The sequence below is a fragment of the Hydrogenophaga sp. T66 genome (assembly GCF_057219855.1).
On record NZ_JBXVVX010000001.1, the window covers coordinates 83,974 to 92,500 of the forward strand.

Below are 8,527 nucleotides of genomic sequence, written 5' to 3' on the forward strand. Positions count from 1 at the left end.
ACTGCGGCCGGCCCCGGGGTCGTCAGGCCGTCAGCGTCACCGGCCCGCGCGGCGTGTCCAGCGTGGCCGTCAGGGCCGGCCCGTTCGGCGCCACCGACACCGCATCGTCGGCGCCCGGCTCACCCGCCAGACCAAACCCCAGCGTCTGCAGCGCCCCGCGCAGGCCGTCGGCGCGCACGTGCGCCAGCCGCAGCCCGCGCAGCGCCACGCCCTGGGCGGGCAGGCTGGCCGCCGGGTGCGGTCCGTCCCAGGCAATCAGCGTGGGCAGGGCGCCGCCGAACAGGCGCTGCCCATCGTCGCGCACCGTCAGCCGCCAGCGCAGCTCGCCGTGGGGCGTGGCCCGCGACGCGGCCAGCAGCGGCCCGCGCTCGATGCCGCGCGCGCGCAGCGCCTGCGCCGCCGCCGCCGCGTCGGCCACCCGGGCGACCCAGTGGATCAGCCGCGGCCCGTGGCTGCGCAGGCGGTGGCGCAGCACCGGGTCGTCGAGGTCGAACCAGCGCCGCAGCGGCGCGGCCCGCGTGGGCGTGGCCGCCGGGTCGATGGCGATGATTTCGAGGTAGGCGTGGTCGGCGCCGTCCAGCCGCAGCAGCCGGTTGTGGGTGCCGAAGAGCGCGTGGGCGCCGCCCGGCGCGGGAGTCACGCCCAGCACCGCCTCGCACCAGGCGACGCCGTCGGCCAGGGTGTCGGCGGCCACGACGAGGTGGTCGAGTGCCGGCGCGGTGGGTCGGGCGCTCACAGCCGCACCGTGCCCTCGATGCAGGTCACGCTCGCGCCGCCGACCCACACCGTGCCGTCCTCGGCGCGTTCGATGTGGACCCGCCCGGCGCGGTCCAGCGCCGTGCCCTGCGCGGCCACGTAGCGCGCCGGCGCGAGACCGGCGCCGATCAGCCACTGGGCGAGCGCGGCGTTGAGGCTGCCGGTCACCGGGTCTTCGACCAGGCCTTGCTGCGTGGGGAAGAAGGCGCGCACCTCGAACGCCGGCTCGTCGGGGGCGGCGGGCGTGTCGTGGGCGCCCACGACGCCCACCTTGGCGCGCGCACCGACCACGCCGATCTCCAGCCCGGCCAGCACCGCCGCGTCGGGCCGCAGCGCGAGCACCTGCGCCGCGCTGCCGAGCATCACGCCGCGCCAGCCCGGGCCGTTGTCGCACCAGCTGTGGGCCACGATGTCCGCGCGCGCCACGCCGAGGCCCCGCGCCACCAGCGCCAGGTCCGCCTCGTCGAGCGGGCCGCCCCGGCGCAGCGGCGGCGCGGCGAAGGCCAGCCGCTCGCCGTCGCGGCGGATGCTGACCAGCCCCACGCCGCACTCCTGCACCACGTGCGCGCCGCGCGGCACGCCGCCGGCGGCCAGCCAGGCGTGGCAGGTGCCCAGCGTGGGGTGGCCGGCGAACGGCAGCTCGCGGCCGGGGCAGAAGATCCGCACGCGGTAGTCCGCCCCGGCGGCCGCGCCCTCGGGCGTGGGCGGCAGCACGAAGGTGCATTCCGACAGGTTGGTCCAGTCGGTGAAGCGCTGCATGGCGTCGGTGCTCAGGCCGCGGCCATCCAGCACGACGGCCAGCGGGTTGCCGCGGTAGGGCTCGGCGGTGAAGACGTCGACCTGGACGAAGGGGCGGGCGTTCATGCGGTCAGCTCCGGGTGGGGGGTGGCGGGCAGGGAGGCGGCGGGGCGCGTGGCGGCCAGTTCGGCCACGGCCTGGGCCAGCGCGGCGATGCCGGTGCGGATCTGGGCCTCGGTGGCGGTGACGAAACTCAGGCGCAGCGTGCGCGGGTCGGGCGCGCCCGGGTAGAACGCGGCGCCGGGCACGAAGGCCACGCCGCGCGCCAGCGCGAGCGGCAGCAGGTCCATCGCGTCCAGCCCGTCGGGCAGGCGCAGCCACAGGAACATGCCGCCTTGCGGCGCGTTCCAGGCCACGCCGCGGCCGGCCATGTGCTCGTCGAGCGCGGCGAGCATGGCGGCGCACTGGCCGCGGTACAGCGCGCGGATGCCCGGCACGTGGCGCTGCGCAAAGCCGTCCTTCAGCACCTCGGCCACCAGCCGCTGGTTGAAGCCGGGCGTGTGCAGGTCGGCGGCCTGTTTGGCCTGCAGCAGCTTGGGGTAGACCGCGGCCGGCGCGACGAGGTAGCCCAGGCGCAGGCCGGGGGCCAGGATCTTGGAGAAGGAGCCCAGGTAGATGCCGCCCTCGGGGTGGCGGGCGGTCAGCGGCGCGGGCGGCGGCTGGTCGAACCACAGCTCGCCGTAGGGGTTGTCTTCCACCAGCGGCAGACCCAGCGCGGCCGCGCGCTCCACGAGCGCGGCGCGGCGGGCTTCGCCCAGGCAGCGGCCGGTGGGGTTCTGGAAGTTGGGCAGCACGTACAGGAAGCGCGCGCCCGGGGCGCGGGCACTCAGGTCGTCGAGGTCGATGCCGTCCTCGTCGCCGGCCACACCTTCGATGCGCGGCTCCATCGGCGCGAAGGCCTGCAGCGCCCCGAGGTAGGTGGGTGTTTCCACCAGCACCCGGCTGTCGCGGTCGATCAGCACCTTGCCCACCAGGTCGAGCGCCTGCTGGCTGCCGGTGGTGATCAGCACCTGCGCCGGGTCCACCGCCCACGGCAGCTGCGCCGCCACCCACGCGCGCAGCGGCGCGTGGCCTTCGCTGGCGGCGTACTGCAGCGCGGCCGGACCGTCGTCGCCCAGCACCGTGCGGCAGGCGTCGGCGAACGCGGCCACGGGAAAGGTCTGTGGCGAGGGCAGACCGCCGGCGAAACTGATCACGCCGGGCCGCTCGGTCACTTTCAGGATCTCGCGGATCACCGAGGGGTTCATGCGGGTGGCACGGGCGGCCAGGGTCCAGGTCGGGGCGGTCATGCGGGCTCCTTCGTGGCCAGCGCCACGGGGGTTGGGGTGGGGGCGGACGGGGGCGCGGCGGCGAAACGCCGGCCCAGGAACACGGTGGCAACCACCGCGGCGGCGAACCACAGGCTGAGCGCATCCAGCGGCTCACCCAGCAGCGGCACCGCCGCGGCGATGCTGATGAAGGGCTGCAGCAGCTGCAGCTGGCTCACCCGCAGCGCCCCGCCCAGGGCCAGGCCGCGGAACCAGGCGAAGAAGCCGGCCCACATGGAAAACACGCCCACGTACAGCAGGCCCAGCCACGCGCTGGCGCCGATCGGCTGCGTCGGCCAGGTCAGCCAGGCGCCGGGCAGGGTGATGGGCAGGGCCATCACGCAGACCCAGCTGATCACGCGCTCGGCGCCCAGGCTGGGCGTGACCTGCGCGCCGGCCACGTAGCCCAGCGAGGCGGCCAGCACCGCGCCGATGAGCAGCGTGTCGGCCCAGGTGAGGCCGAAGCCGTGGCCCTGGGCGTGGGCGCGCAGCAGGCTGTAGAGCGCCACCAGCGCGCTGCCCAGCGCCGCAAACACCCAGAAGCCCAGCCGCGCGCGCTGGTGCATCAGCCAGGCCGCGGCCGCCGCGGTGGCCAGCGGCAACAGCGCGGTGATGACGGCGGCGTGGCTCGCGCTCACGTGCCGCAGCGCCCAGGCCAGCAGCAGCGGGTAGCCGATCGCGTTGCCCAGCAGCGACAGCGCCAGCGGCCGGCGCTGCGCGGGCGTGGGCCAGGGCGCCCGCACCGCCAGCAGATACAGCAGCGACAGGCCGCCCGCGATCGCGCAGCGCGCCCAGGTGACGAACCAGGGCGAGAGCTGCGGCGCGTCGGCGGTGCCGGTGGCCAGCCGGGTGGCGGGCAGGGTGAGGGCGAACACGGTCACGCCCAGCAGGCCCAGGAGCAGGCCGCGGCGGGCGTCGGACAGGGGCGGCAGGCGGTTCATGCGGTCGTCATCCAGCCGGCGGTGGCCACCAGCACGAGGGCCATGGCCCGGTTGAACCAGAGCAGGCGGCGCCCGCGCGCCAGCCAGCCGCGCAGCAGCGCACCCGCCAGCGCGTAGGTGAAGTTGCTGCCGAAGGCAAACAGCACCATCACCGCGCAGACGATGGCCAGCCGCTCACCGGGGTTGGGCGCGGTCGCACCGCCGCTGGCCAGCACCCAGCCCGCGCTCAGCGTGAGCGCCAGCAGCCAGGCCTTGATGTTGAGGAACTGCAACCCCACGCCCTGCCAGAAGCCCACGCGCAGGCGCGCCGGGTCGGCCTCGCCCAGCGTGCCGGCGTTCCACAGACGCCAGGCCAGCCACAGCAGGTAGGCCACGCCGCCGCCCAGCAGCGCCAGCCGCAGCGCCGGCACGCCGGTGACCAGCGCGCCCAGACCGGCCGCGGTGGCCAGCATCAGCAGCGTCCAGCCGGTGGGCACCGCCAGGCAGAACGGCAGCGCCCCGCGAAGCCCGCGGTTGGCCGCCAGCGCCGTGGACAGGGTCGTGTTCGGCCCCGGCGAGAAGCTCATCGCGGTGCAGAACAGCAGCAGGGCGGTCAGTTCGCTGGCGGACATGGACAGAGACGCAAAGATGGCCGGTTTTTCAAGCGGATCTACCGGCGGTTCTGGTCGGAACAGGCGATCCACTGTACGCTTCTGGTCAGTACAGAACCAGTACAGTTGGCCGGCGCAGTTGCTGCGCTGTATGGCCGCGCCCGGCAGTACAGCCAGCGGCGTTGCCCGCCCGCCCACCCGCCGCCCGGAGCCCCCGATGCTGATGAAGTCCGCCGCCCAGTCGCTCACCGAACAACTGGCCACGCGCTTTGCCGAGCGCATCCGCCAGCGGCTGCTCGCGCCGGGGGCGCGGCTGCCGTCGGTGCGGCAGTGTGCCGCGCTGCACGGCGTAAGCCCGTCGACCGTGGTGGCGGCGTACGACCAGTTGCTCGCCCAGGGCTTGGTGGTGGCGCGCAAGCAGCGGGGGTTTTTCGTGCGCGAGCTGCCGGCGCCGCGCGGGGCGGCGTCCGGCGAGACCGCCGACCCGGCCGACCCGGCCGATTCGTCCGGCGCGCCGCGCGCGCCCAGCCCGCACCCGGTCAATGCCACCGCGCTGATCCGCGGCATGTTCCATCAGGTCAGCCAGCTGCCGCAGCCCGGCATGGGCGTGTTTCCGCCCGACTGGCTCGAATCCAGTTTCATGCCCGCGGCCGTGCGCCGCGTGACCGGCGCGCAATCGCTCAACGACACCTCGCTGCACTACGGTGAGCCGCTGGGCGACGCCGGCCTGCGCCGTGTGCTGGCCCACAAGCTCGACGGCCTGAGCATCCCGGCCACCCCGGCGCAGATCCTCACCACCGTGGGCGCCACCCACGCGCTGGACATCGTGAGCCGCACCCTGCTGCGCGCCGGCGACCCGGTGATGGTGGAAGAGCCGGGCTGGGCGGTCGAGTTCGCCCGGCTGGCCGCGCTGGGCGCGCGCATCCTGCCGGTGCCTCGCGGCCCCGAGGGACCGGACCTGGCGGTCATGGCGCGCTACTGCGAAACCCACCGCCCCAAGCTGTACGTGAGCGTGAGCGTGCTGCACAACCCGACCGGCCACTGTCTGTCGCCGGGCAGCGCCCACCGCCTGCTGCGACTCGCGCAGGCGCACGATTTCCACATCGTCGAGGACGACACCTACAGCCACCTCGCGCCGGGCCACGCGACCCGCCTGTGCGCGCTCGACGGCCTGCAGCGCACGATCTACGTGAGTGGTTTTGCCAAGATCCTGGCGCCGAACTGGCGCGTGGGTTTTCTCGCGGCGCCGGCGACCCTGGTCGAGCCCCTGCTCGACACCAAGCTCCTGAGCACGCTCACCACCCCCGCGCTGCTGGAGAAGGCGCTGACCCTGTGCATCGAGCAGGGCCAGTTGCGCCGCCACGCCGAGCGCATCCGCACCCGGCTCGATGCCGCCCGCGCGCGCAGCGTGCAGCTCGCGCGCCAGGCCGGCTGCCGCTTCGCGGCCGAGCCGGTCGGCCTGTTTGGCTGGGTGGACACCGGCGTGGACACCGACGCCTTGGCGCAGCGCCTGCTCGACGACGGCTACCTGATCGCGCCCGGCGCGCTGTTTCACGCCCAGCGCGCACCCAGCACGCTCATGCGCATCAATTTCGCCACCACCCAGGACGCCGCCTTCTGGCGCGTGTTCGAGCGCCACGCGGCCGCGCTGGCCTGAGCCCGGCCCCGGGCGCGCCTCAGCCGCCGTCGATCAGGCGGCCCAGCGCGGCATCGATCTGCAGCGCTTCGGTCTGCAGCAACGGCAGCGCCCGCTCGAAGAGCTGCCAGTCGTCCGCCCGCGCGGCCAGTTCCAGGCCTTTGGCCAGGCGGGCGCCGCGCTCGGCGGTCATGCTGCCCAGCGCGCCCTTCAGGCCGTGGGCGTGGGCGATGGCCGCGCCGGCGTCGCGTTGCGCCAGCGCCTGCTGCAGGCCGCGCTGCCGCAGTTGCAGGTCGTTGCGCATGGCCTGCGCCAGCTGCTGCAGCGTGGATTCGTCGTTGTCCAGGCGGCGACGCAACTTCGCCACATCCAGGGGTTCGGGCTGGGCCGCGGGCGTGGCTACCGGCGCGGCGGCCGGCGCCTCGGCCGGTGGCAGGGCCATTTCCGGGGCCGGCGGCGGGGTCGGTTCGGCCCGGGCCGGCCGCTGCAACACGCGGTCCATCTCGCGCATCAGCGCTTGCGGGCTCACCGGCTTGGCGGTGTAGCCGTCCATGCCGGCGGCCAGGCAGGTTTCGCGGTCGCCCGACATCGCGTTGGCCGTGACCGCGACGATCGGCGTGCGGGCCAGTTTGCGGCGCAGCTCCTGCTCGCGGATCTGCGCGGTCGCTTCCAGCCCACTCACGCCGGGCATCTGCACGTCCATCAGCACCAGGTCGATGCCGCCTTGCTGCCACAGCGCCACCGCCTGCGCGCCCCCGCGGGCCACGCGCACGGTGCAGCCCAGGCGCAGCAGCAGCTGGCGCATCATCAATTCGTTGACCGGGTGGTCTTCGGCCAGCAGCACGACCAGCCCCGCGTAGCGCGGGCCGGCCTGCCCGAGCTCGCCCAGCTCGGCCGGTCCGCTCAGCGGGCCGTGGCCGGTGTCGGGCGGCAGGTCCAGCGGCAGCTCCACGGTGAAGGTGCTGCCCTGGCCCAGCTCGCTCTGGACGCTGATCGTACCGCCCATGAGCTTGGCCAGCCGCGCGCAGATCGCCAGCCCGAGGCCGCTGCCGCCGTGGCGCCGCGCCACCGAGGCGTCGGCCTGGGTGAAGGCTTCAAAAATCATGCCCTGCAACCGGGGCGGGATGCCCACGCCACTGTCCTGCACCGCCAGCCGCCAGCGGCGGCCATCGTCGCTGAGGGAGGCGCGCACCTCGATACGGCCGCCGCGCGGCGTGAACTTGATCGCGTTGGACAACAGGTTGTTCACCAGCTGGCCCACCCGGCCCGGGTCGCCCAGCACCGACGCGGGCAAGGCCGGATCGACCACCAGCGCGAAACTCAGCGGCTTGGCGCGCGCCTGCTCGGCAAACGGTCCCACGCAGTCCTGTAGGTGTTGCGCCAGCGCGAAACGGGTCTGCTCGATCTGCAGCTTGCCGGCCTCGATGCGGGAGAGGTCGAGGATGTCGTTGAGCAGCGCCAGCAGCGCCTGCGCCGACGTGTCCATCAGCTGCAGCCAGTTCTTCTGCTCGCCGTTGAGCGGCGAATCCATCAGCATGCGGGTCAGGCCCATCAGCGCGTTGAGCGGCGTGCGCACCTCGTGGCTGATGTTGGCCAGGAACTCGCTTTTCGCCCGGCTGGCCTGCTCGGCCGCCTCGCGCGCGTGGCGGCTGTCTTCTTCCGCCCGCGTGCGCTGGTCCACGTCGGCCAGCGTGCCCATCAGGCGCAGTGGCGCGCCCTTGCTGTCGTGTTCGGCCACCATGCCGTGGCCTTGCACCCACAGCCAGTCCTGCGCGGTCCGCACGCGAAACCGGAGCTCCGCGCGCTGGGTGCTGCCGTCCATCAGCGCGCCCAGGGCGAGCGTCAGCCGGGGGATGTCGTCGGTGTGGATGCGCGCGCGCAGGTCGGCTTCGCCCCAGTTGCCGTCCATCGCCACGTCGCCGATCAGTTCGCCCCAGCGGGCGGACAGAAACACCGATTTTTCGCCCACCTGCCAGTCCCACAGCGCCAATCCCGCCGCGTCCACGGCCAGCTGCAGTCGGTCGCGGGTTTCATCCAGCGCTTCTTCCGCCAGCAGGCGGCTGTTCGACTCCCGGTGCACCGAGTGGCGCAGCCGGTCCAGCTCGCGCTGCTGGTGCGCGATCTCATCCAGCAGCTGCCGGCTTCGCGCGCGCTCCTGCTTCAGCTCGCTTTGCGCGCGCTGCAGGTCGTGCGCCAGGCGGTCCGGCGCACTGGACGGTGGGGTGGTGGAGGACGAGGGCAAGTCGGGTTCCGCAATCCGGCAGGCTCAGACCCCGCCCAGCGCCTGCCAGCGCTCGAGGGCGGACATCCATTCTTCCTCGATTTCGGCATGTCGTGTGGCGAGTTGAGTCGCGCGGGCCGCGTCTGTGCCAAAGAGTTGACCGCCGTCAAGCTCGGCGTCGATGGCAGCCAGCTCGGCTTCCAGCGCCGCCATCCGCGCCGGCAGGGCGTCGAACTCGCGCTGCTCCTTGTAGCTCAGCTTGGACTTGCGGCCAGATC

8 protein-coding genes (1 of these 8 cut by a window edge) are annotated in these 8,527 nt (G+C 74.1%); 1 reads left to right on the plus strand and 7 read right to left on the minus strand.

Going from position 1 to position 8,527, the window contains the following annotated elements:
• Positions 1 to 22 precede the first annotated feature (22 nt).
• Genes AC2D80_RS00340 through AC2D80_RS00360 form a run of 5 tightly spaced genes read right to left on the minus strand, consistent with a single transcriptional unit; the run spans position 23 to position 4,413 of the window.
• Entirely contained in the window at positions 23 to 736 is a 714-nt protein-coding gene (locus AC2D80_RS00340; RefSeq protein ID WP_484630990.1) for a VOC family protein, read from the minus strand.
• Entirely contained in the window at positions 733 to 1,620 is an 888-nt protein-coding gene (locus AC2D80_RS00345) for a PhzF family phenazine biosynthesis protein (protein WP_484630991.1), read from the minus strand. The genes AC2D80_RS00340 and AC2D80_RS00345 overlap by 4 nt, the downstream gene beginning before the upstream one ends.
• Positions 1,617 to 2,843: an aminotransferase-like domain-containing protein gene (locus AC2D80_RS00350; RefSeq protein ID WP_484630992.1), complete on the minus strand. Its 1,227-nt coding sequence runs from the start codon at positions 2,841 to 2,843 to the stop codon at positions 1,617 to 1,619. Before AC2D80_RS00350 ends, AC2D80_RS00345 begins: the two co-directional genes overlap by 4 nt.
• Complete coding sequence (locus AC2D80_RS00355; RefSeq protein WP_484630993.1) at positions 2,840 to 3,802, minus strand: DMT family transporter; 963 nt, start codon at positions 3,800 to 3,802, stop codon at positions 2,840 to 2,842. The genes AC2D80_RS00350 and AC2D80_RS00355 overlap by 4 nt, the downstream gene beginning before the upstream one ends.
• A complete protein-coding gene (locus AC2D80_RS00360) occupies positions 3,799 to 4,413 on the minus strand; it encodes a LysE family translocator (protein WP_484630994.1) in 615 nt (204 codons plus the stop codon). The genes AC2D80_RS00355 and AC2D80_RS00360 overlap by 4 nt, the downstream gene beginning before the upstream one ends.
• A gap of 196 nt (positions 4,414 to 4,609) precedes the next feature.
• Here AC2D80_RS00360 and AC2D80_RS00365 point away from each other — a divergent pair, with 196 nt between their 5' ends.
• Positions 4,610 to 6,049, plus strand: a complete 1,440-nt coding sequence (locus AC2D80_RS00365) for an aminotransferase-like domain-containing protein (protein WP_484630995.1) — start codon at positions 4,610 to 4,612, stop codon at positions 6,047 to 6,049.
• Between the two features lie 19 nt (positions 6,050 to 6,068).
• Here AC2D80_RS00365 and AC2D80_RS00370 read toward each other — a convergent pair whose 3' ends face one another.
• Together AC2D80_RS00370 and AC2D80_RS00375 are read right to left on the minus strand one after the other, a co-directional pair.
• On the minus strand, positions 6,069 to 8,270 hold the full coding sequence (locus AC2D80_RS00370; RefSeq protein ID WP_484630996.1) for an ATP-binding protein: 2,202 nt from the start codon (positions 8,268 to 8,270) through the stop codon (positions 6,069 to 6,071).
• 24 nt (positions 8,271 to 8,294) lie between these two features.
• Positions 8,295 to 8,527, minus strand: the final stretch of a protein-coding gene (locus AC2D80_RS00375) for an ABC-F family ATP-binding cassette domain-containing protein (RefSeq protein WP_484630997.1). It continues 1,660 nt past the right edge of the window; only the last 233 of its 1,893 coding nucleotides appear in the window; its start codon lies beyond the right edge, outside the window — the gene reads right to left on this strand; its stop codon occupies positions 8,295 to 8,297.